The 24,319-nt window shown below is 40.3% G+C and carries 18 protein-coding genes and 1 pseudogene; 15 read left to right on the top strand and 4 right to left on the bottom strand.

Annotated elements, in window-relative coordinates:
• Window positions 1–129: 129 nt before the first annotated feature.
• The 15 genes and pseudogenes from IQ259_RS02755 to IQ259_RS02685 form a co-directional block, all read left to right on the top strand.
• Window positions 130–405 (top strand): annotated as a pseudogene (locus IQ259_RS02755) (hypothetical protein); the annotation flags it as partial.
• A 93-nt stretch (window positions 406–498) separates the two neighbouring features.
• The gene (locus tag IQ259_RS02750) at window positions 499–834 is read left to right on the top strand and encodes a hypothetical protein (RefSeq protein ID WP_062296238.1); all 336 of its coding nucleotides are present in this window, start codon (window positions 499–501) and stop codon (window positions 832–834) included.
• A 42-nt stretch (window positions 835–876) separates the two neighbouring features.
• Entirely contained in the window at window positions 877–3,684 is a 2,808-nt protein-coding gene (locus IQ259_RS02745) for a hypothetical protein (protein ID WP_193880480.1), read from the top strand.
• A gap of 187 nt (window positions 3,685–3,871) precedes the next feature.
• On the top strand, window positions 3,872–5,176 hold the full coding sequence (locus IQ259_RS02740) for a transposase (RefSeq protein ID WP_339383916.1): 1,305 nt from the start codon (window positions 3,872–3,874) through the stop codon (window positions 5,174–5,176).
• Window positions 5,177–5,358: 182 nt separating this feature from the next.
• Window positions 5,359–6,090: a hypothetical protein gene (locus tag IQ259_RS02735; RefSeq protein WP_193880474.1), complete on the top strand. Its 732-nt coding sequence runs from the start codon at window positions 5,359–5,361 to the stop codon at window positions 6,088–6,090.
• Window positions 6,091–6,160: 70 nt separating this feature from the next.
• Window positions 6,161–7,312 (top strand): hypothetical protein, encoded by a 1,152-nt coding sequence (locus IQ259_RS02730; RefSeq protein WP_010993862.1) that lies wholly within the window; start codon window positions 6,161–6,163, stop codon window positions 7,310–7,312.
• A gap of 13 nt (window positions 7,313–7,325) precedes the next feature.
• The gene (locus tag IQ259_RS02725; protein ID WP_193880471.1) at window positions 7,326–8,102 is read left to right on the top strand and encodes a hypothetical protein; all 777 of its coding nucleotides are present in this window, start codon (window positions 7,326–7,328) and stop codon (window positions 8,100–8,102) included.
• A 24-nt stretch (window positions 8,103–8,126) separates the two neighbouring features.
• Entirely contained in the window at window positions 8,127–9,953 is a 1,827-nt protein-coding gene (locus tag IQ259_RS02720; RefSeq protein WP_193880468.1) for a TrbI/VirB10 family protein, read from the top strand.
• Complete coding sequence (locus IQ259_RS02715) at window positions 9,950–10,801, top strand: hypothetical protein (RefSeq protein WP_193880466.1); 852 nt, start codon at window positions 9,950–9,952, stop codon at window positions 10,799–10,801. The genes IQ259_RS02720 and IQ259_RS02715 overlap by 4 nt, the downstream gene beginning before the upstream one ends.
• Before the next feature lie 6 nt (window positions 10,802–10,807).
• On the top strand, window positions 10,808–12,220 hold the full coding sequence (locus IQ259_RS02710) for a hypothetical protein (protein WP_193880463.1): 1,413 nt from the start codon (window positions 10,808–10,810) through the stop codon (window positions 12,218–12,220).
• Window positions 12,221–12,363: 143 nt separating this feature from the next.
• The gene (locus tag IQ259_RS02705; RefSeq protein WP_193880460.1) at window positions 12,364–14,130 is read left to right on the top strand and encodes a type IV secretory system conjugative DNA transfer family protein; all 1,767 of its coding nucleotides are present in this window, start codon (window positions 12,364–12,366) and stop codon (window positions 14,128–14,130) included.
• An 86-nt stretch (window positions 14,131–14,216) separates the two neighbouring features.
• Complete coding sequence (locus IQ259_RS02700; protein ID WP_193880457.1) at window positions 14,217–16,721, top strand: hypothetical protein; 2,505 nt, start codon at window positions 14,217–14,219, stop codon at window positions 16,719–16,721.
• 301 nt (window positions 16,722–17,022) lie between these two features.
• Window positions 17,023–17,823 (top strand): hypothetical protein, encoded by an 801-nt coding sequence (locus IQ259_RS02695; protein ID WP_193880454.1) that lies wholly within the window; start codon window positions 17,023–17,025, stop codon window positions 17,821–17,823.
• A gap of 204 nt (window positions 17,824–18,027) precedes the next feature.
• Window positions 18,028–19,488, top strand: coding sequence for an RNA-guided endonuclease TnpB family protein (locus tag IQ259_RS02690; RefSeq protein ID WP_228014319.1), 1,461 nt, complete (start codon window positions 18,028–18,030; stop codon window positions 19,486–19,488).
• A gap of 132 nt (window positions 19,489–19,620) precedes the next feature.
• On the top strand, window positions 19,621–20,463 hold the full coding sequence (locus IQ259_RS02685; RefSeq protein ID WP_073600859.1) for a hypothetical protein: 843 nt from the start codon (window positions 19,621–19,623) through the stop codon (window positions 20,461–20,463).
• Between the two features lie 339 nt (window positions 20,464–20,802).
• Here the strand turns inward: IQ259_RS02685 and IQ259_RS02680 are convergent, their stop codons facing one another.
• From IQ259_RS02680 to IQ259_RS02665, 4 genes are all read right to left on the bottom strand, one after another.
• On the bottom strand, window positions 20,803–22,341 hold the full coding sequence (locus tag IQ259_RS02680; RefSeq protein WP_073600860.1) for a tetratricopeptide repeat protein: 1,539 nt from the start codon (window positions 22,339–22,341) through the stop codon (window positions 20,803–20,805).
• Window positions 22,338–23,144 (bottom strand): hypothetical protein, encoded by an 807-nt coding sequence (locus tag IQ259_RS02675; RefSeq protein ID WP_073600861.1) that lies wholly within the window; start codon window positions 23,142–23,144, stop codon window positions 22,338–22,340. Before IQ259_RS02675 ends, IQ259_RS02680 begins: the two co-directional genes overlap by 4 nt.
• A gap of 13 nt (window positions 23,145–23,157) precedes the next feature.
• Window positions 23,158–23,598 carry a hypothetical protein gene (locus tag IQ259_RS02670; protein ID WP_073600862.1) on the bottom strand — a complete coding sequence of 147 codons (441 nt, stop codon included), beginning with the start codon at window positions 23,596–23,598 and terminating at the stop codon, window positions 23,158–23,160.
• Between the two features lie 307 nt (window positions 23,599–23,905).
• Entirely contained in the window at window positions 23,906–24,319 is a 414-nt protein-coding gene (locus IQ259_RS02665; protein ID WP_073600863.1) for a hypothetical protein, read from the bottom strand.

The raw sequence follows: 24,319 nt of genomic DNA, 5'->3' as shown, positions 1-24,319 counted from the left end.
TATACCAAAGACAATATTCATCCACAAATTTGACGGTTTGTTTGGGTGGACGAGGCTCTACCATGCTCTGTGTCTTCGTTCTGGGCTTTTTACATCCTTATACTACCGCGATAGTGACACAACAGGGTTATGTTGGACATTGCCACCGCACCTGCAAACGCCCAGTTCATGCAAAACGCAGAGGACTTCTTCACAGAATATTTTGAAGGTATTGACGAAACAATCATTCGATATGTATTTGCGGTACTGCGCGGTTTGTTCCTAATTTACCTGGGTATTGGTCTTATCCGAGTCGTTCAAGCAGCCAGGAATGACGAAGATTGGCAAACTATCGCCCGTACACCAATTATCGTTGCCCTCACAGTTGTAGTCGGAGACTTGCTTGCAGGACTGGTAACAGGCTGAGGAGCCATTCGTCAAAAAAGCCACCACGAGTGGCACAATTCCACAAGTGCCACTCATCAAGATTTCAAAAACTGACTTTCGTCTTTCGTCATAATGGCCAGAGAACGGGAATTTCGTACTGTCAACCGCGTATTAGGAGAACAGCCGCGCCTTGGGCCATTCCCCGCCGACCAAATTGTTCCCTGGAGTGCGATCGCTCTCATCTCCTACATGGTAGTTAAGGGTTTTATGCAAGCTTCCTGGCTGGCAACTGGAATTGTAACTGCTTGGGGATGGGCAACTTGGTGGACGGTAAGTTCCAACAAAGCTTTTTTTGGTAAGTTTGTCGGCACGCCGCGCATCACCCGTGGCTATAAACCTTTTGTTTCTCTCGTTAATCCTCTACAACCTCAATCCCAGAAAAAGCACCAGCTGAAAAAACGCAGATAAAGCTGCTCAAGTAAAAAATATCACCGAACGAAACTACAGGCTATGAGTTCGACTGTCTCAACGAAAACAAAGGACAAAATTGGTAAAAAATCCCTCGATACCGAACAATTAGGTGTTGTCAAAAACCTAACACCGTTTGAGGATATTACTCATTTAGCCGGGATTGCAAGTATCTCACTTGCTGGTCGCAGAGATATCGGCGCACTCATCCTCCAGAAAAAAGAAGATATTCAAATTAAGTTCTGCTTCGACGTACAAGGAGCCCACCCATCTTTACCAGAAGAACAGATTCTCCCGATTTTTGAAAATATTGAGGGCGGACTCAAAGAACTTCCTGAACGCGAAACCTTAACAATTCATCTTGGTTCGTTCACTGATGATTTTCTCCGGCAGCAGGAACTAAAAAAGATAGAGGATAAATGCGACCTAGAGCAACTAACTCTGCTAGTGCGATCGGAACGTCTGCGAGCAAGAGAACTCACTAAAGCAGGAACTCGTAAAAATAAGTTTTTACGTTTCTGGTGTACCTATAGTGTCCTGGCTTCTGAAGATAGTCGCTCAAATGATGCAATTGAAAAAACTATCAAACAATTGCAAAATGCCTGGTTCCAATTTACTGGACAAATTCACAGTGTTCGGCAAGAACGAATTGAAACAATCTTACGGGATAGTTTTACCTCTGGGTTTCAACGGTGGGAACAACTTTTGACAAACTCGATGGGGCTAGCAGTACGAGCAGTCACTAGTGAGGAAGTATGGTCAATTCTTTGGAGTCAATTTAACCGTAGCGATGCGCCCAAAGTTCCCAATCCCCTCATACTAGATGAAGAGGGACTTCGAGAAGTTCAAACTAGCGATTTCCACATTCGCCATCTGATGCTGGAGAATGAAAAATCTGTCCCGTTTCTCGATCGCAGCTGGGTAAGACTACAAGACAAGTATATCGGCGTTCTTCAGTTCAGCGAAAAGCCCCAGGGCTGGGTAGATGAATACGCCCAGCTTCGATACCTCTGGGAGGTAATATCCAAAGAAAAAATCTCCGACACCGAGATTATCTGCCAGCTATCTAAAGCCAACCAGGGACTTGCCAAAACTGCTCTGCAACGGATTACCAAACAGTCAATTACTTCCAGCGCCATGTCTTCTGAGAAGGGGTCAATTGACGTAAAAGCCAATATGAACATTGAGGAGGCAGTTAAGGCACAAGAAACTATCCTCAGAGGCAGTTTGCCCATCCACACTGCTGTTGTCTTTTGTGTTCATCGTCACAGTCGTCAAAAACTTGATGAAGCTTGTCAATACCTTTCTAGCTGTTTCTTGCGACCTGCTGTAGTTGAGAGAGAAATCGAGTATGCCTGGAAAACATGGTTGCAATGTGTACCTGTTGTTTGGGAAAGCCTACTTACAAGACCCTTTAACCGCCGCCTGCCTTATTTCTCATCCGAAGTTCCCGGACTCATGCCGATAGTCAGAACAGCTACAGGAGATAAATCCGGGTTTGAGCTAATTGCTGAAGAGGGAGGAACTCCAGTACATCTTGACTTGTACAAGCAGCACAAAAATCTCGCCATTTTCGGTACTACTCGTGCGGGTAAATCCGTTTTAGTAGCAGGTCTATTAACACCTGCCTTGGCTCAAAACATTCCCGTAATCGCGCTTGATTATCCTAAACCCGATGGTACTAGCACGTTTACCGACTACACCAAATTTATGGGAGAGGAAGGGGCATATTTCGATATTAGTAAAGAATCGAACAATCTATTTGAATTACCTGATTTAAGGGGATATGAGCCTGAAGTTATTAAAGAGAGAATGACCGATTTCAAAGAATTCTTGAAATCCACATTAATGATTATGGTACTAGGGACAAATCCTGTAGGGGTAAGTCCGACAACGGTATCAAATATTGAAAGTATCATTACAATTACGATTGAAACTTTTTACAACGATGAAGATATCAAACTTCGGTACAAGCTAGCATTAGAAAATGGATTAGGAACACCTGAATGGGCAGATATTCCCACACTTAAAGATTTCTATAATTATTGTTCGCCTGGATTTATCAAGCTTGATTCCATCACCAATAATAGTAAAGAAATTCTCGATGCCCTTGACCAAATCAGATTGCGATTAAAGTTTTGGCTAAATTCACGAGTTGGGCAATCAATCGCCAATCCATCTAGCTTTAAAACTGATGCTCGATTGCTTGTATTCGCACTGCGATCGCTTGGGAGTGAAGCCGATGCCGCAGTCCTTGCCTTGAGTGCTTATTCCGCAGCATTACGTAGAGCTTTATCATCTAAAGTATCAATATTTTTCTTAGATGAAGCACCAATTTTATTCAATTTTGAGAGCATAGCCGAGCTAATTGGTAGACTCTGCGCTAACGGTGCAAAAGCAGGTATACGTGTAATTTTATCTGCCCAAGAACCAGAAAGTATTTTCCAAAGTAAGTCTGCTTCCAAAATATTTGCTAACATCACAACCCGCCTGATCGGTCGGATTCAAACATCGGCAGTTGACCCATTTGTGAATAGGTTTAAATACCCTTATGAAATTATCTCGCGTAATAGTACCGAAGCATTCTTCCCAAAACGCGAAAGTATTTATTCACAGTGGTTACTTGATGACAATGGCAAACTTACTTTTTGTAGGTATTATCCTGCTTATTGCTTACTTGCAGCAGTTGCAAATAACCCGAATGAGCAAGAATTACGCACTCTATTTCTCAATAAATATGCCGATAATCCAATGCTGGGTATGGTGAGATTTACAGAAAGCTACATACAAATGCTTCGGGGAGATGAGTTAAGCCAAGAAGCACAACAATTACTAAAAAATCAGCGATAGCGTGAAAGTCTCTGAGCAAAATTAACAAAGCAACATAGTTGTATGTTTCGTACTTTATAAAGGGAATGTAGGCGTTCGCGTAGCATCTTGTAGAAAAGCCTTACCGTAGGGTAACGCGAACGGTGTTTCTACGTAATCTTAACATTATAAATTCGCAAATAATGAGATAATTAATAATATTAAGGAGGTGATTTATTTGTACGGTTGTCAACAAGTTTTGATTCACGCGGATAAAGAATTAAAAGGAATTCTAGAGTTTATCTGTTCTGAAGCAAATAAACTATCAAATTGTGCCGTCTACTATGCTCGTCAAATATGGTTTAAAGCAAAACGTTATATAACCAAGTTTGAGTTAGATAGCGAAATGAAATCAAACCGTCATTTTCAAACACTCTATTCTCAAGCAGCACAGCAATTATGCCGTTCTGTGTATGAATCGTTTGCGTCATTCAAGCAGCTTAACGCTTTGTATAATCGTGGCGAATTAGCAGATAAACCTAGACCACCAAAGTACAGAAAGAATGGTTTCAATCTAGTTAGTTATCCAAAGCAGGCACTAAGGCTAAAGGATGGACAGATTAGAATACCACTCGGTTCGCAGGTAAAAGTGTGGTTAAAGTTAGATTCTTTCACTTTACCAATGCCATCAAATTTGAGGTTTGAGGACATTAAAGAGTTAAGAATTTTACCTAGAAAACGTTGCTTTTATGCTGAGTTTATCTACAAAATTAATACCGTTAAGTCGGACGTAGATAAAAGCAGAGTTTTAGGTATTGATCACGGGTTGAATAACTGGTTAACTTGCGTCTCTAATGTAGGAACAAGTTTCATTATCGATGGTCGGCATCTTAAGAGTTTAAATCGTTGGTACAACAAACGAGTGTCAACAATTAAAGAGAATAAACCTCAAGGTTTTTGGTCTAATAACCTTGCCGATATCACCGAGAAACGCAACCGCCAAATCAGAGACGCTATTAATAAGGTTGCCAGAATTGTTATTAACCACTGCTTAGACAATCGCATTGGTAGAGTTGTATTTGGGTGGGGTCAAGGCATCAAGCAAGAGATTGATTTAGGTAAAAAACGTAATCAGCAATTCGTGCAAATCCCTACTGCCAGACTCAAAGGGCGAATTGAGCAACTGTGCCAACAGCATGGGATTGAATTTCTCGAAACAGAAGAAGCCAACACCTCAGCAGCATCATTTGTTGATGGTGACACGCTCCCAAAACACGGTGAAAAACCCGATAGTTGGAAATCTTCTGGACGCAGAGTGAAACGAGGATTGTTTAGAACGGCAATGAATTGGTGCATTAATGCAGATTGCAACGGTGCAGCCAATATCATCCGTAAAGTAAGCACAAAACTTGGACTTGATTTAAGTGGAGTGTCTAGGGGTGCTTTGACTCACCCCACCCGGATCTATATCTGGGTGACAGCTAAGAAGAAGCGAAGCAACGAGGCTTTAACCCGTTGCGTAGCATCCTCTTAGAATCCCTTAAATTCATTCAGGGGAGTAGTCAATGGATAACAATAACAATCAGCCATTAAAGTCAGCATAAATTATAGAAGTAAAACTAAGAATAATCTGGATTTATAACAAGAAGAATCAATAACTAATAAATAAGTGGCTTAACTTTAATTGCCACATTGATTATTTTATCCACGAAAAGTATGAAACCAAAATTCAAGTTTACTAAGAAAGGAGTAATAATCGGGTCAATAATTGGTCTGGTTACTTTACTCGGTACAGCACCCAGTTATGCCTTTTCAATTGAGGATTTCTTCAAGGTTTTAGGGAAATTCAATAACTATTTTGAGGAAACCAAAAAGGAACTCACTTCAGGAACTAATAAATGGGGTGGGATGAAAGGCGAAGCTAAAACTGCTATTCAGACTGGCAGTATGGATATGCCAGATCCAGTAAACTCAGCCGAAAAGCTCAAAGAGCAACTCAAGAACAAGGGTAACTGGAATGAAAGCAACACAGTTGAAGCTGCGGTCAGTGCAGCTAACGAACTAGAGAGAGAAACCACCCGCGCCACGATCACCAGCGTCTTAGGGGAAGTCGGTCAGGAACGTACCAAAAATGAGATAGAAGCAACTGAACAAACTGTAGCTGATGCCAAAGAACTCGCAGAATCTGCACAACCAATGGATGCTTCACAAAACATCCTCAAGGTCATTGCTGCCCAAAACTCGCAAATTGTCTCAATGTTAGGTCAATCTCGCATTGACGGACTGCAAACACGGCACGATGCCCAGCAAACTAACCTGATGCTATCTCAACTTGCCGAACAAGGGGCAAGCGATCGCCGCCGTCAAAACCTGATGATGGACGGTATCAGCGCCCAGTATGTCGAAATCAGTGGGTTTAGCAGTCTCAAAACTACCGCAGGTGAATAATTCACCCTAATTAGTTGGTCATCTCTGCAATTGAGATGACCAACTCTCTATCAGGTACATAATACAGACCATGTTAGAACATCTTGTAATTGCAACCGACCCATTCTTCGGGCAAGACATTTTAGAAAATGCGTCAGCTGGAGCGCAATTAGTAGCAGAAGGTTTCAATGAACTTTGGCAGGAAACCCTCAACGGTAACTTGTACGGCTCGATGTGCAAAGTTGGTCAGTTTTTTGCGATCGCCACACTCACCCTTTTTATGGTTGAGTTAGGCAAAAACTGGATAAATCAAGAAGATATGAAAGCCCTTTCCAGTTGGATATGGCCCATTCTGGTTATCGGGCTACTAGCTAACAATGGCACTTTACTCAGAAGTGGAACACTCGCCATCCGGGGATACATTAATACTGTTAATAATGACATCCTAGAATTTACTGCTGCCGGAGCCAACCTAGAAGTAGCATTCAACCGCGCAGTCGGCAATATTGCCCTCCAGCAGCAAGTAGGGGCGGCAATGGAAAGATGCCGCTCCATCCCTGGTAACACGCAAGATTCAATCACCTGCTTGCAACAAGCAGAAGCAGAACTTAAAACCTCTGCGCCCGATCTATTTAAAGGAGAAGCCCCCGATAGCGGTAGTTGGGAATTTAACCCACTTCAGGCTTTATCTGATGCTAAAGACGCGCTCGAAAATCTCTCCCCTGGTCAAATCGCCGAAAAGATTGGTAATACTATCACCAGTACAATCGGTTCAATGATCACCGGATTTGTCGCAGTCATCCTCCTCGCTCTCAATAACGCTTACCAATGGGGTATCGAATTCACGATGCTTTTAACTGCCCTACTTGGCCCGTTGGCAATAGGCGGTTCGCTACTTCCCTTTGGCGCAAAACCTATTTTCGCTTGGCTAACTGGTTATTTCACCGTTGGAATGGCGAAACTTTGTTTCAACATGATTATTGGTTTGTGCGGACAACTTATCGCTAATTCCGAACAAAATCAACCGATGATATTTCTGCTTTTTGTTGGGTTAGTTTCTCCTATCCTTGCATCTGCATTAGCCGCAGGTGGTGGAATAGCTGTTTGGACAGGATTAGGTAAAACAGTAGCATTTGGCTCTGAAATTGCAGCAGGAATCGCTACAGGTGGAGCAAGTACAACTGCTACGGTTGCTGTCAACGCCACCAAATTTGTTAGTTCCAAAATCAAAGTTAAAAAGTAATTAACAAATAAATATGCTTAAACCTAAGTCTAAATCTCAACCAGCTCGGCTCCTCAGTTATGGGCAATCTACCTCCACACCTATTGCAATGGCGATCGCCGTAACAGCAGGAGGAACTATCTTATCTACCCTATTGCAAATAATAAATATTGGCATGATTGCTAGCACAAATCATCATGTCAAAGGTATGACGATAGTTCAACTCCAAGATGGGTCTATTTCACCTGGTAAATTTGCTGCTCCCAACGAACGCGAAGCCGAAACTATCAAACGCTTTATCTCAGATAGCATGATTAAAATGTTCGGCTGGAACGGAATAATCGAAGCAACAGAGAATGGTGAAAATGTCACTAAACCTGATAGGGGAATAGATATTCAAACAACAAAAAATAGTAGAAAAAAAATTCCTACTAGAGCCTGGGAAGCTGCATTTGCACTATCTGAAAATCAAGATTTTCGGGCAAACTTTCTCAAGAAATTAGCAGAAATCGTTCCAAGTGGTGTATTTAACGGTGAAGTTCAAGTTTCACTTGTAACTCGCCATATCTCTGAACCCAGAAAAATCAAAGATGGACAGTGGGAAGTCGATTATATCGCTACGCTCGTCAACTTTAATAGGAACGAAAACCAAGGCAAAGGAATCGCTTTTAACAAAACAATTACTGTCGAAGCTGTCGATACTCCCAAATTACCAAATAAGCCAACTGAACTCGATAAGAAAATTTATTTAGTACGAGAACCAGGTTTAGAAATTACTCAAATCGTTGATTATAACCTCGGTAAGAAATAAAAATAGTTAATCAAGAAGAAAACTATGTTACAGCTAGAAAATGAGGCTTCCAATAAACATATATCTTCCGTAAATAGCCTTTTACCAATTGACAGGGCAGAAGAAGATGAAGTTGAAAATTCACAATTTGAGGTAGTTGAAGAAGATGAAACTGAAGTAGAAGACCCCGCGTTAATCCAAACTAAACACGACTTTGTTACATCTCCCTGGTCAAGATTAGGAATTATTGGTGGTGCATTTGGTGCTGGGTTTCTAGTTATATTTGTTGTCCTCAACGGCATGATGAATGGGGGTAGTAAAAACGCCAAAAAGCCAGAATTAACTACTCCAACTCCCACAGTTGCCGCATCTGAGAAAAAAGAAGGCGATGTTTATGCCAAGCTTGCTCTCGCCAAGCAACAGGAAGAACTTGATGCCCTAAATGGTAAAGCTAATACAGGAGACAAAGAGGAGAAAAAAGAAGCTACTGAAGAAGAACAAGCCAAAAACCAAGAGAAAACCCGTTCTATTCGACAACGAAGGGTAGTTGCTCAAGAAACTCCCCCTACTTCCAGACGACGTGTATACCGGGAAGAAACACCCGAACGTGTTAGACCAACACGTAGAGTAGTAGCCTCACAGCCAATACCACCTTTGCGTCCTAGCGCTCCTCTACCAAAATTTGCCAAACAAACAGTTGCCAGCAACCAGAGTGTCGCCAAAGATCCAATAGCCGAACTCGAACGCCTGCGTAACCTGGGTTCAGTTGGTCGAGTTGAGTATATGCTAGCCAGTACCACTGTCAGTGAACCTACAAACACTACAGTACAAGAGGTTACAGCTAAAACTGAAGAAACATTACGCCCAGCAGAACAAAATAGCGATCGCTCCCGTCGTCGCCGTAGCCGACGCAGCGAGAATACCGAAACAATTACCAATACCCCTAATCAAGTTGAAGAATTGCGCCCGCGTTGGCAACCTGTAACCACAAATGACAGTACTCTTAAATATAGCAATACTGATGACAAAGATAACAATCAAGCCGTGCCAGTTATTTATAGCTTCTCGGTAAAAGAACCACAAATTAGCTTAGAACTTGACAAAGAAAAGGCGGTAGAGTCCAGTTTTGCTAGTAATAAAGAAAACAACTCCACTCAGCAAATTGAACAAGTTGCAAATAACTACCTGCCAGAAGAAGCACAGATACTCCAAGAAACACAACCGCAGTATTTAGTTGTCGGTTCGTTTGCAAGTGCAACCTTGGTAACTCCACTCGTTATGCCCCAAACCAGTAATAACACTCGTTCCCAAGAACAGACAAATACATTACGGTTTGTCGCCCGGTTGAACGAGCCGCTTTACAGTAATACTGGGGAAATAGCGATTCCCGCAGGAACACAGGTAACTATCGCCATGATTTCGGTTGATAGCACATCAGGTGTGCGTGCCGAAGTCACGGCCATTCTCAAAGACGGCACAGAATATCCTCTATCACCTGGAACGATATCGGTTTTGGGAGAGGCGGGTTCACCCCTAATCGCTAGACCTTACGACGACAAGGGATCTGAAATTGCCAAATATGATGCCACATTAGGGACAATAGCTGGTCTTGCCAAGGTAGGGGAAATTATTAACCAGCCGGATGAAGAAGTCACAGAAGATTTGCCTTTAGGTGGGACAAGAACTCGCAGCCGCAATAATAAACGCAACCTGGGAGCTGCTTTCCTTGAAGGTGCTTTTGGCAAACTTGGCGAAACAGTCAGCAAGCGGACAGAACGTGCTACTGACGAAATCAATCGCCGTCCCAATGTTTGGTATGTGCCTAAAGACACCAAAATCACAATCAAAGTCGATAGGTCAATCAAGCTGTGAAACTAAGAGATATAGCAGATTTTAGTTTAAGGATGCCAGAGGCGATCGCCTCTGGCACTGCGCTCCGCGCAATCGCCTTTAGCGGATGCCTCACCATCACCTCCGTGCTTGCACCAAACCAACTTGTACTAGCAAATACTATCCGTCAAGTTGCAGCGTCCCAGGTGTCAGGAGAAAATGCCCAATTGCAGACAGTTAAGGTCTGGCCCGGACATGGGGTATCAATATCGTTCTACAACACCAGAGAAATCATCAAGAAAATCTGGCTGGATGACCCATCTAAGTTTGTTTTTGATGTAGACGGATGTCTTGAGGGCTTGGGTAAGTGTTCTGGAAGCAGTACGGGTGCAGGACTAATTCACATTCGCCGCATCGAGACAGTCAAAATCCCCGGTTTACCACCAGCTCCTTACGGGGCGCACATGACGGTAATTACCGAATCTGGCTCAACAAGGAAAAGCTATCACTTCCGGATTGTAGCGGGCAGTGGCACACCAGAGTACAGCCAAATTGAAATTATTGGCAATACTCCCAGCAAACCTGAAGAAGTAAAACCAAAGGTCAGTTACACCGCATTATCTGATAGCAGACATATCGCCAAAGGGATGCAAGTTGCTCTAAAAAACCAGTGGGTTACGACAGACAGCAAGCTTTGGAAGCGTCTGAACCAACTTGTGGAGTTGCGATCGCAAGGAGAGGAACTTGTCGTTGCCGCCAGCACCGCCGGAGTATCAATGCAATTGGTTGAAAAACTCATGTTACTGGGTGGAAAGCGCTTGTTAGAAATACCACCACAGCGCAATAACCCTCTCACAACAACAAATCTAGGTAAATCAAGTTTTAAATAAATAGTGATGTATAACGAACATCTGACCACTAACAACCAAATTTTAGATACTACAGCAGAGGTAACTGCGATTGTACCAGTGAGAGCTGCAAGCCAGGAAAGCACTCACAACAAAACCAATCGAGGGCTTGAGTATCGGATGGAAAAATTTAATAAATTACGCTACCTAATGGTTGCAGGACTTATTGCTGGGCTTGCCCTACATGGGTTAATCCGATATGGAGGTAGCTATAATATCGGCAGTCTCTTATTCGGCGATAAAGCGGTAGCTCAAACAGTTCCATCGAAGTATTCAAATTTGAACACTTCGATAGATAAGACAAAACAAACCAAACAGCCACAGCCGGTTGCAACAAAATACGTCGATGGCGCACCTACTCCTGATTGGAGCAGTATCACGTTTAGAAACATGAAATTTGGCGGTGCTGGCAGTGTCGAATTCCCTAATATCAAAAACCCTGGTATGAAGGAGACACGCACCTGGAGTGCTGGGCAAAGCCTTGCTGAAGTCATGGAACTGGGTGATTTTGAAGCAACCGAGTTCAATATTGAAGATTTCACGCTTGAAGATATCGCCGACATCACGGGCATTCAACTTAAAAATCTCAAACTGTCAGATTTTGAAACACTCGATTGGCAAACACTCGAAGACCTCGCCGAAGCAATTCCTAATTTAGAAGATTCAGAAGTCGGAGCCATTCCACCAATTCAAGAACTAGTGACCAAAGTTACAGGCAGCACCGCAAGCTACCAAACTGTTGGTGAGGCGCTGGACAATTATCCCCAACTGGGAGAAGTGGAACTTGGTGAGTATATCAAACTTGATAAATATAAACTCACCAGTATCCCTGGTATTGAGGATGCACAACTAAAGGATTTTACTAACTGGCAAAACACAACAATTGGTAAGGTTCCGGGATTGGCTGATGTACCGTTCGATCAATTCCCCAGTGTTCCCATCCCCGATGTTAGCTTTATCGGCAAAGTAGACTTACCCCTCGGTTCGCTTGAAAGCGGACGTTGGAAGTCAATAAGTGGTAGTTACCAAGCTGGGTTTAATGTCCCGTGCGAGAAAACCTGTGGTCACATCGAAGTTTCGGGGAGTGATATTGTGACTGGCGCACAATGGATGTCCGGTAAAGACCAAAAAGTTAAAGGCGGATTCGGCATCTTGGGCAGTCTCAACGGTGGAAAAGAACCCACAGGTCGCCACCCCTTTGGGAAATCATTTAAACAAGTCATCTGGGACATTAACGAAGCGGACGGCAGTATCACCACCGCGATGTTCTTCCGTATCTGCAAACGGGGATGGGTTGATTTGGGCTGCTCGCCCTACTTCATTGGCCCAGTTCCCTTCTTCACCTACCACGAGATAGACCCAATTATCCTTGGTACACCCCTCACCGTACCTAAAAATTAACAAGTAAAAAGGCAATCATAGAAGAATTTATCCTCTTTTACTTTTGACTTGGAGAGGACACACCAGATAACTAATGAAGAAATATGCAACTTCACTTCACCGCATATTTCTTAGATTTCCTCATGCAATTAATACAAATTAATATGAATAATTATCTGTTTGCAACTGCTAAAACTAAGACAGTTAGAGAAGTAAAAGCTGCTCATAAAAATAGCAATACTGACTTTAGTAAGTATACAGATAAGTTCATGTCACCTCAAGGTTTGGCACTTGCCGGGGGAATTGGCTTATTATTGCTTTTACAGCTTTTTAGTAATGGTAAAAAAGGCAAGCTTGCTACTAGCTATTGGGGTGGAGCAAAGGAAACCGCCCAAGCTAAGAAAAAAGCCCTCAAGCAAATCGTCGCTCCTAAATGTGATAGTGCCAGTTTATATATTGGAGTACACAAATACAAAGGTCAAAAATTACCCCAGGGGAGTGGGGGAGTTCCAGTTTATGTACCCGATGTCCAACGCGGAACTGCTGTAATTGGCGCACCCGGTAGCGGTAAATCATTCTCGGCTATCAACCCGATGATTTACTCAGCAATTGACCAAGGATTTGGTATAGTATTATACGATTTCAAGTATGCCAGTCAAGCCAAAATCGCCAGTTATGCCAAATCCAAGGGGTATGACGTACATATCTTTGCACCAGGATTTCCCGAATCAGAGGTATGTAACCCAATCGATTTCTTACGCGACAGTAGCGATGCTGAAACCGCACGGCAGTTAGCTACGGTAATTAACAAAAACTTCCGCCTGTTAGGTAATGCGTCTGAGGATGCCTTCTTTGGCCCCGCCGGCGACCAGTTGACGCAGGCTATTTTAATGCTAACTAAAGAGTTTGGCGATCGCGCTGATATTATGACGGCTGCGGCAATACTTTCTAGCGAGAAGATGGTCGAACGCTTGATGGCAGCCGAACTAAACCCTTGGATTAGGATAGCTTTTGGTCAATTATTTAGCTCGGCTGGCTCAGAGAAAACTGTAGCGGGTATCGCTGGTAGTGCTTCATTGATGTTCACCCGGTTCATGGCAAGGGGTACATTGGGATGCTTTGTCGGTAAAACAACCTTGCCCTTGGAGGTAAAACGCAAACAGATGATTATCTTCGGGTTAGACCGCGAACGCCGCGATGCTGTCAGCCCCCTGATGACCAGCATTCTCCACATGGTAGTTTCCCGCAGTATTGCCAAAAAACGTAAGGAAGACGGCCCATTAGTAGTGTGTCTTGACGAGTTGCCAAGTATTTTTCTTCCAGATTTATTTAGATGGCTTAATGAATCTCGTTCCGAAGGATTCTGCGGTATCCTGGGTTGGCAAAATATGGGTCAGCTTGAAAAGATTTATGGTAAAGAAATCTCTAAAGCTATCCTTGGTGCGTGCGGTACAAAATTTGTTTTTAATCCTGGTGAAGAAGAATCAGCACGATTATTTTCTGCATATTTAGGTGAAGAAGAAATTAAATATAAACAAAAATCTCGCTCAACGGGAGGGGGTAAATCCAGCACATCTATCAGCGAACAAGAACGGACTCGTAAGCTATTCGAGCCAGCCCAATTCCTCAAATTAACACCTGGGAAATGTCTATTTATCAACCCGGCTTATAGTAATAAAAATGAGGGTTCAGTACCACTATTAAAAAATATCAAAATCCCCAAACATATCATTGGATTAGAACAAGAAAATGACGCTAACTGGGATAAACTCATCAAAGAGCTTGCTAGGAAAAGTACCCAGAAAAAACCCACACAGGAAGATTTAGATTTACGAGTCAAGGAAGTAGATCGGAAGTTCCCTATCCCACAAGCACCCGTACAAGCGGGCAATGCACCTTTACCTGTTGATGCGTACAAGAGCTTTTTCTGAAAACTTTAAGTTTAATGACCAACTGGTTTTTATAAAGCATAGTCAGACTGTTTGAATTTATAGATTATTTTCACCACATTTAATATATGTTTGACACCAGACACACTCAAATTAATGAATCATATTTAGGTACAGCCGATACTGCAATTCAAACAAGTCGAGAATTAAGTAAAAGCCTCATCAATGTACTTACTAAGATAACTAAAGTAATTCTCGAAAAACTCAAAGAAGCTCAAGAAGCAAGTAAAATTGCAGTTAAAGTTGGCAAAGATATCTACAATCTTGTACCTGATGAATCTACCCCTGGTGCGTATAAATGGGAAAAGGTAGATTTAACCAGTCAAAGTATAAAAAGCAATCAAGAAACTAATATTGTGTTAATGCCCGATTTATTAGTAGAAGGTCAATACACAATAGAAACTGAACCTTTTACTGACTATCAAGCACAAACAATTGCTGCAAGATTAGTAGAAGATGTACCCAATTTCAATAGTGATTATCAGCAAACAAGTGATAATACTCTAAAAATTACAGCTTATCTAGAGTCAGATGGTTCAGCAAAACAAATCGTTATCTACGAACAAAATAGCGAAGGTAAATGTACAACTAATCTCGTCACTGGAATACTTACTCCAGATGAAATAATAGATGTAGCAAGTGAACCACTAGTTAAGTTACTACCTCCATCTGCTGACATTATTAACAATCATAAAGATACAAAAGACTTATTATTTGATAACGGCAACCCAGATGTAACAGAAGTAACTCCACTATTAGACAATTTACCAGTAATACTGAACGAAGATAATAAACAATTAAATTCTGAAATTGTAACCACACCAGTTAACTTGGATTACGAAGAAGAAGCTGTGGTTGGTTTTCTAGATGATATCGATATTAGTAATCCACCCGACTTTGACTACCCACCAAATGTAGATTATTATCAGTCTCCTGTAGTCAAAAACTATCCTGAAGCAGTAGTTCAGACACTCAGCGAACAATCTGAAACTAAGATTCAAGCAGTCGAATCAAATACTTCACAACAGTTACCACAAGATGAAAACAGCGAAAACAGTTCGTCTATAAATCAAGAAATCAACTTATCTGTTGAAATAGAGGTAGATAATAATTTTGAAGATGATGTGGTCAATAATCTTCAAGAAGAAATCGCACAGTCCGAAGCAACTATTCAAATTCGACGGATAGTTAATAGTAACAAGCAATCTCCAAATCAAGCTGAAGAGGAGATAAATAAAAATGTAACTCCCAATCAGTTTTTTGCACAAGAGCCAGAGGAGCAAACGACTAATAATCGAAAAAAATATGCACCTGAATTTACCTATCAAGAAGTAGCTAATTCTCAAGATGTAGAGTCAGCAGCGCAACAGTGGGCGCGTCAGGTTGAAGTACCTATTTATCAAATAAATAATAAACAAGCGCGAGAAGAACGTTACAACGGGGAAAATAAAGACATTGCTGAAACTGCGATCGCAATGTTAAAAAAATACGGCACTCTTGAACAAGATGGTTCACGTATTTACCGTAGCGATACATTTGTGATTCGCCAACAGACAGACACTGTTAGCATTCATCGCCGCAGTGATGAACTATTTGAGTGGGAGAACTCTTTGATGGATTTTAAACTCAACAAAAAAGAGGAACCCAAAATCACGAAAAAGCCTACAGAGATGTTACCTGTTGAACGTCAGGAGTTTCTCATTGTGGCAGAATACTTAGGCGACAATGGCAAGCTACCTGACCTCAACAATGCCGATATCCGTGATGTAGCAAACAGCTTGGGAAGTCTTGCACCTGCCGGCACAATTAAAACGCTGGAAGTATTTAAACAAAATGAGATGTTGCACACCCTGAATAATGCCCTCATCCAGGCTGATAAGGAAGAACTTACAGTAGGTGAATTTACCATCAAGCGATCGCGCAACCCCGAAAAAAATCGAGCCAGTTTGCAATTATTTAAAACTACCCAAGAAAAAGGTACTCATGAACTTGTCCGGTTTGACCTAACTAAAACCGAAGTTGGGATTACTAAAGAAGTTAGTAAGATGAATATCTCTGAGTACGATATCAACCAAATTAAGTTTATTGCCCAAAACGCCAGTAAACTCAACCTGGAACACATCTTTGGTAACGAACAATCTACTTCCACAAACGCAGATGCACCCAAAAAACGAGTAATACAAGCAGTTGGCGATCTGCCTGTCACAGTTCACCCTTACATCGCCGAGGAATGGGCAAATATGGTCAAGCATGGTGGCCCTGACTGGGGAGGAGCAATGAATCAAGGCAATGAAGAAATTCTACAACGGATAAATGAGAACAACGGCAAGTTACCAATTGCCGATCAGCGAGAGATGTACTTCAAGATTATGACCTATAAGGCAACTGAAGCACAAAAGCAAGGAGAAACAGTCGTCGATTTTGTTCCGCTTAAAGATATTATGAATGACTTACAAGTATGGCGAGGAGAAGAAATTCGGCAGCAATATACCCCTACTGAACGCATACCCTCCCCTCAAAAGCAAACTGTCGCTGCTGCACCTAAAACCAAGTCAAGAGAAGTTGAACTATAAATTACCCGTCACCAAGTTTGCAAAGTTGCATTGGCAATATAAAAACTTGGGTTTAGAAGTTCCGCAAATTGACATCAGTTGCAAATTTCAAATTCAACAAGCTTTTCATTTATTTTAATGATTAGTTTATTGTTTTAAATAACACAATTTAAGGACAAATTACTACGTAAAGCTCACGCAGATACTCAATGTAGTATTTCAAGCGAAAAATCAAAAAGTGAGCTTAACATCCGAATTAAAAAACAGAAACTCACCTATCAGGAGATGGTTTGACTTTAGACTAAACCAGACAGTTATTAAAATGATTACTAACCATAACCAACTATTAGAAAATCAAGAAATTATCAGGCCAGTTGATGGTGTAGATTTTCCATTAGTAGGAAATGCGAGTGCTAAAGCACTAGCTAAGTATCTAGGAAGCATCTATGAAGATAAAAGATGGTTTACTAATTGTCTTGCTCAGGTTGGAGCCAAAGCCCTCAAAATAGAATATGCTTTTGATTACTGCATTACAAATTCCAATTCACTTGAAGAAGAAGCTCTAAAGTGTATGCTGCTGGGTGCATTAGAAAATTATGCACGCAGCCGTAACATATATGAAATTATTCAACCTTTTCTACAAGGAGAAAAAACCCTTCAAATTGAACCAGAATATTTCAAAAAATGGCTTCCTAGTATTCAAGATACATCTCAAATTATCGGTATTTTACCCCGTACTTGGCAAACTGTAGCTAATCAAGTGAGTGGAAATATCACCTGCAATGCTTCATACCCTTTAAGTGAATATCTTGGAGGTGCTGATTGCCAGATAATCGCTGGAAATACTCTCATCGATGTACGAACAACTGCCAAAAAGCGTCCCTTCTCTCTAGAAAATTTTTACCAACAAATTAGTTACGTCCTGCTTGATAGCAATGATACCTATAGTATCAATCAAATGGTCTGGTTTTACAGCCGCCAACAGTCGGTATTCTTCTATCCTACTGACAAAATATTCCGCGACTTGCGAGCAACAAGAGAAGAATTTAAGAAAATGATTCTTGATAACTATCACACAAATAGGCTAGCAGAACAAAATAAGTGTTTATATCTTCCCCAGTAAGGATAACAATATGATTCAAGACTTTCAACTTAATCCTAGCTTCAATATTTACTTTGATGGTATGGAGTATCATAGTTTTCTACAACGCACCTATAATGATAAAATACAGAAAACTAATAAATAAGTATTGGGAGGTGATAAATTTTGGCAGCAAAAACACCTAGTTTTATAACTGAAATTCCATTAAAAACAACCTCTAAAGACATGGCTATACTTGCTGCCAGATTAGAAGCAGGAAGACAGTTGTATAACGCTGTATTGTCTGAAGGCTTAACTAGATTAGAATTAGTTCGTAATTCTAATCTATATAATCAAGCTAAACTAGTTTCAAAAACTAACAAGAAAGAACGTGCTACAGCATTTCAAAAAGCGCGTGAAGCTTATAGATTTAGCGATTATTATTTACAATCTTTTGCCAATACAACAGCTATAGCTAGTGTTTGGATTAAATTAAATCTTGACGCTCAAACTATTCAAAAAATAGCAACCAGAGCGTTTAAAACTTTAGAAAGATTAATTTATGGAAAGGCTAAGAAAGCTAGATTTAAACAAAAAGGACAGTTTGCGTCTTTAGAAGGTAAAACTAACAAGCAAGGTATTCGCTGGACTGGTTATAGTGTTGAATGGTTAGGGTTAAAACTTTCGGGAATTATTGATAGTAATGACCCTGTATTATTACATGGTTTAAATTCTAGGATTAAATATGTTCGCTTAGTGCGTCGTATTATCAACCAAAAAACTTACTGGTACGCTCAGTTAGTTTGTGAAGGATTAGCTTATCAAAAGCCAAAAAATGTTATTGGTGATGGTATTGTTGGTGTTGATTTAGGTGTTTCAACTGTTGCAATAGTTGGAGATAATCAAACTATTTGGCAACCATTCGCTGAAGAATTAACTTCTAAGCAAAAGAAAATTAGAAGATTACAGCGAAAGATGGACAGACAAAGACGCGCCAACAATCCTGATAATTTTAATCCCAATGGCACTGTAAAAAAAGGTGTAAAACGCTGGCATACATCAAAACGATATCAAAAGACTGCTAACAAAAAACGTGAAATTGACCGCAAACAAGCAGGACACCGTAAGTCTTTGCACGGTCAATTAGTAAATCAAACATTAGCTTTAGGTAAAACAGTTAAAACTGAGAAAATTAATGTTAAGGCTTGGCAGCAAATTTACGGTAAGTCAATAGGTTTTAAAGCACCATCAAGTTTTCAATCAGAACTAGTACGCAAGGCTGAAAGTGCTGGCGGTACAGTTCTAAAGTTCTCTACTCGAAAAACTGCACTGTCTCAAACTTGTTTGTGTGGTAATAGGCAGAAAAAATCATTATCTCAACGTGTCCATGATTGCTCAGAATGTGGATTACGTATGCAACGAGATATTTTCTCTGCTTATTTGAGTAGGTACGTTGATCCAAAAACAGAAACTCTGTCAATCCCATCAGCTAGAAATGGTTGGTTAGGGATGGAACAATCCTTGCTAGACGGTTGGCGGAGCGGGTCAAATCAATCAGCGAGAACTGCGACTAGTTCAAAGTCACCTATCAATAATGGGTCAGAGTTGATGTCTAGTAATCCAATAGCGCGTGAGGAGTCGGAGCCAGTGAGGGCAAACGAAACTTGCGTAGCAAGTTGGAACCTCATGTCTTTAGGCATGGGGTAGTTCAGTATGGGAAGAATCGCCCACAACCTCAATCTGGTGATCAACAACTTGCTTGGATAAAGAAGGAACTGGAGCAAGAAAAACAGCTTGTTTTAAATATTTAACCCAGCAGTAATAACACCAAAATAATTTATGGAGACTACAAAGCGAATAATTAATATAAGTGGAAAATTCGGTAGTTGGACTGTATTAGAAAAACAAGGAAAGCAAGTATTATGTAAGTGTGATTGTGGAACTCAAAAACTTGTCTACAGTCACACTCTCACCAATGGTCGCTCAACTAACTGCGGTTGTAAGAAAAGAAAAGAATCTATCCAAGTTGGGGCAAATTTTGGGAGACTAACAGTGATATCTGATGTAGAAGTTAAGGGGAAAAGGGGTGAACTACTCCTCCTTACCCTATGCAGATGCGGAACCCAAAAATATGTTAGTAAAAATAGCTTAAAAAGAGGGCTTACACAAAGTTGCGGATGTTTGCAACGGGACAGCCTCAAGACCGATAAAACTATCCACGGTCACTGCAAAAGCCACGAGTATAACTCCTGGTTACACATCAAGCGTATCTGCTATAACAAGAACCACCATCAGTACAAATATCATGGCGGGTGCGGCATTGAAGTTGATGCATCCTGGCGTGATAACTTTACCCAATTTCTAAAAGATATGGGATTAGCACCCGAAGGAACAGTTATATCTCGTATCGATCAAGAGAGTGACTTTGCCCCCGGAAATTGTCTATGGATACCCAGAAAAGAACATTATCGTCAAATACATGTATTAAGAAGAAAAGAATTCTTTATTTCTCAAACTTTACCCAAACCAGTCGTTACCAATAGTGAGATTAATGTTTCACCAAACATTGTTCGAGCAATCATCAAAGATCATGCAAATGGTGAAGCCAACATGAATAAACTTGCTACACAATATAAAATTAGCACTCAAGATGCAATAAATATTATCCTTTACCACGTTTAACTATCAATTTATTTTTAATAAAGGTGCGCCATCAATTAAAAAGGCGCACTTTTTATTTTATAGCAAGTATTTAGTTTTAAAACACACATCAAATTAGTAGATTAATTACCACAATTGTTACACACATCAGCAAGGTAGACATTGATGATTAGTGATTCAGGAAATAATCACTAGACTATGAAGTCAAAATACTTTCCGCCAAAAAGGAAACCATATCCCCTATCGAATTGATGGAATAATAATGACTAATAGCAACCAACAACTCAAAGTTTACTATCCTTGTGTAGTTCAGATTTTAGATCAGTTTGTACAGACAATATCAGTGCCCAATCCCTCAAATTACCACCTGGTAAATTTCATTAAAAAGAGCAATATAACTACAAAGGGAAAGAGAACTACATTCAATAGAAGATACAAAGCAAGTTGTATTCTACCTTGCTGAGAGAATTTTATCAGGGACTTTGACCACTGAGGAAAAGGCATTTCTTCTAAAATCTCAGGATCTTTCAAAATGGTATAATGTTGGCAACATATCCTAATATATTCTCTTAATTTTCCCAGTTCTAGATACAACAAGCTCAAAGGTAGTAATGTGATTGCTTCATCCTTTCGGCTACCTATGGAACGATATAAGCGAATTGCACTATGGTAATATTCTAATGCTCTTAGTTTATCACCAGTATTTTGTAAAGAATAACTTATTGCTATTGCTCTGAAGGTTTCTGCTTCCTGATAATCATCGCCAATATCATGAAATAATCCCAAAGCTTGTTCGTAGTTTTGTACTGCTTCATCAATACGTTTGACATCCAACAAAACATCACCGATGGCTTTTAAAGTTGTTGCTTCATACTCGCGATTACCTATCTCACGGTAAACTACTAAAGCTTGTTCATAACGCTCTAAAGCTTCTTCCTGACGACCATCAAGTAACTTCAACAAATTACCAATAGCTTTTAAGATGTATGCTTCCCCATCATAATAGGAAATTTCACGATAAATTGCTAAAGCTTGTTCGTAGTTTTGCAACGCTTCTTCCCGACGATCAAACTCTAACTTCAACAGATCACCAATAGCTTTTAAGATATATGCTTCCCCATAGGCATCATTAGTTTCACGAAATAATCCGAAAGCCTGTTCGTAGTATTGCATTGCTTCTTCCCTACGTTTGAGATGAAACAAAACGTCACCGATGGCTGTTAAGGTTTTTGCTGCATATATGTCATTTCCTATGTTACGGTAAAATTCCAATGCTTGTTCGTAATGCTGTAAAGCTTCTGTTTCTTTATCAAAAAGTAACTTAACTTTACCTGCCCAATAATAAATATCTGCCATAGCAGACATATCAACACGATTTGATTCTACTTGCTCCAACAGTTTTCCAATTAAAGATTCTAACTCACTATGACGAAAATTATTTGTCCAAAATCTTGCCAAATTAAAAAGTTCGTAATGATGACTATTAGCATCTACAACAGCTAGATGATAAAGCCATTCAATTTGGATCTCTGGTTTATCTCCATTAGAGAAATATTCCGCCGCCCTTGCCGATAGTATGTAAAATTCGTCCTGATATTCCCGCCAAAGATATTCGAGCATCACCTTGCGGGTGACTTCGTGGATATCATATCCTCTTTTCGGAAAAACTTCTATAAAAGGTAAATTGAGCAATTCAGAATAAAGCTCTGCAATTTGTGACTGAAGTTCTGGCCGCAAAGCTGCCAAAACCTCTGGATTAAACCAATGGGGAATAACCGCAGCCCAAGCAACAGATAATAACTCTGGAGACAGTTTATTTAAGAAACTTTCCGTAATCACCCATATTTGCTCTGCTTCAGTTTTTGCCTCTTGCAGACGGGAGAATAAATTTTCTTTCATTTCTCCCAATCCTTGGCTAGAACCTCTAATGATTCACGAATCAGTTTTGGTGATTTACCCTTTAAGACGCGAATCAACATTTTAATTGCATCCTGCGAAAAAGGCCATCCAACAGATTGAGAGAATTTATACCATTCCGTTTCGCAATTAATCAGTTCTAAGTCTAAGCAAATTTTTTCAGCCTGATTACCCCAAATAATATTATCTAGTGATGGAACTTTTTGTCCAGCAATTACAACCAGCCAGTTAGTTTTATGAACTACAGCTTTTAGAAAAACACCATCAATCCATGTTCCTAAATCAGTACCTACTGTTTCAAATGTATCTAGAAAGAAAATTAGTTGCTGATTTAAGTTACCCAAATCATGCAAAAAGGATTCTTGTAATTTTATGAGTTTATTTGCCTGTGTAAATTTATTTTCGTCTAAAACCGTTTGAATAATTTGCACATTTAAAGATCCCAATGTCTTGTTATCGCTGATATTCGCTGTTTGGGAGTTGAGGAGGTTTGTAATACAAGTAGTGAAGTTGGGAAAGAAATCGACTCCTATAACTTCACAAATATCATTAAATAAGTAAGGAACATCAATAACAGTTTTCAGATCAATAGTGATAACTTTGGACTTCGATGAATTGTATTCTTTGGTAATATCAATTAATTTGGAAATTAATTTCGTCTTACCATAACCGGGTGGTGCTTCTAACAGGAGTATGCGTGCGGAATTCTCCCCATTAACCATCTGCTGAAAAAAAGCTAGTTCTTTGGTAAAGTTAGCGAGGAGCGTTCGGTTACTAAGCTGCATCGTCAATCCTTGACTACTGTTGCTCTGGTTCTACCTGAATTTCCGTTATCAATTCAGCTTCTAAAGGCTTTTTAGAAGTTTCTGGGAGATAGTTCTGTGGTGGCTGTAGGTTGCTTGTATGTTCGCTACGAGTTGGAGATGAAGTAGAAGCAGCTTGTTCTGGTAGAGAAACCTCGATTTGGTTTTCACCAAACGCTGTATTCCCAGTAATTTTAGTCTGATCGCGTTTTACTGCTACTTTATTTTTGCCTATAAGATTATTACCGCTAATGTCTACACTATAAGGATTTTGGGTAATCAATTTTTGAGGCTTTCGTTTTGCCGCAGTCACCTTTAACTCTGCTTCTCCCTGAGAAGAGGCACGAATGAATAATTCCGACAAGCGATCGCGTAACAAGAATACTAGTACTATAATACCGACAACAACAGTACCAACGATATAAATAGTCTCCATGAATTTACTTAAGTTTTTTGATATGTGGTAAATAAATCATAACTTAAGTCTGATCGCCTCATAGACATCAGCACTAATTTCATATCGAGCATCCCTGTAATAATTCAACGTATCAAAAACCTGTACCAGGGTGAGGTGAGCCAAACATTAAGCAAGACATCCGTCCACCAAGTTTTAGCGATCACTGATTGCCATCGGCTGGATTAACGATAAAAAACTCAGAATTTCTAGTTTAGCCCACCTTCCACACTTCAAAATGTATTATCTATATTTTCAATAAAAATTCCTAATAATGTTCAGGTTATACTTACAACTCCATATCGCAATTCCGAGTTGGAGAAAATTGATATTGCCTTTGCCTTGCAGCCGCTATTTCAAAAGAGGTATCAAATTCCGTAACCTTCGTTCCAAGTTTTAATTCCTCGTATAAAGGCACACCATCACCGTCATTATCACTAAGAAGAATCTTGGTCATGATATGAGACGGGACAACTTGCGCGAGGCGATTTAATACATTAGCAACAAACTCGTTAGATGCTTCGCAGCCATTAAGGAATCTAATCAAAGCATCAGCAATAGCCTCAGTCATCTTAGCTGGGTTTTTTACCCCCGCTTCCAGAATAAAGTCATCGTAAATAGCTTTCTCGCTATCAGTAAAATTTTCCTTGCAAGCTTGTTGGATAATTAATTCAGCCTGCTGTTGTTGATTTAAAATTGTCAT

This window comes from Fortiea sp. LEGE XX443 (assembly GCF_015206815.1).
Taxonomy (GTDB): Bacteria; Cyanobacteriota; Cyanobacteriia; order Cyanobacteriales; family Nostocaceae; genus Nostoc_B.
Note: the sequence above shows the minus strand (reverse complement) of the source record. Positions and strands in the feature narration are given on the sequence as shown.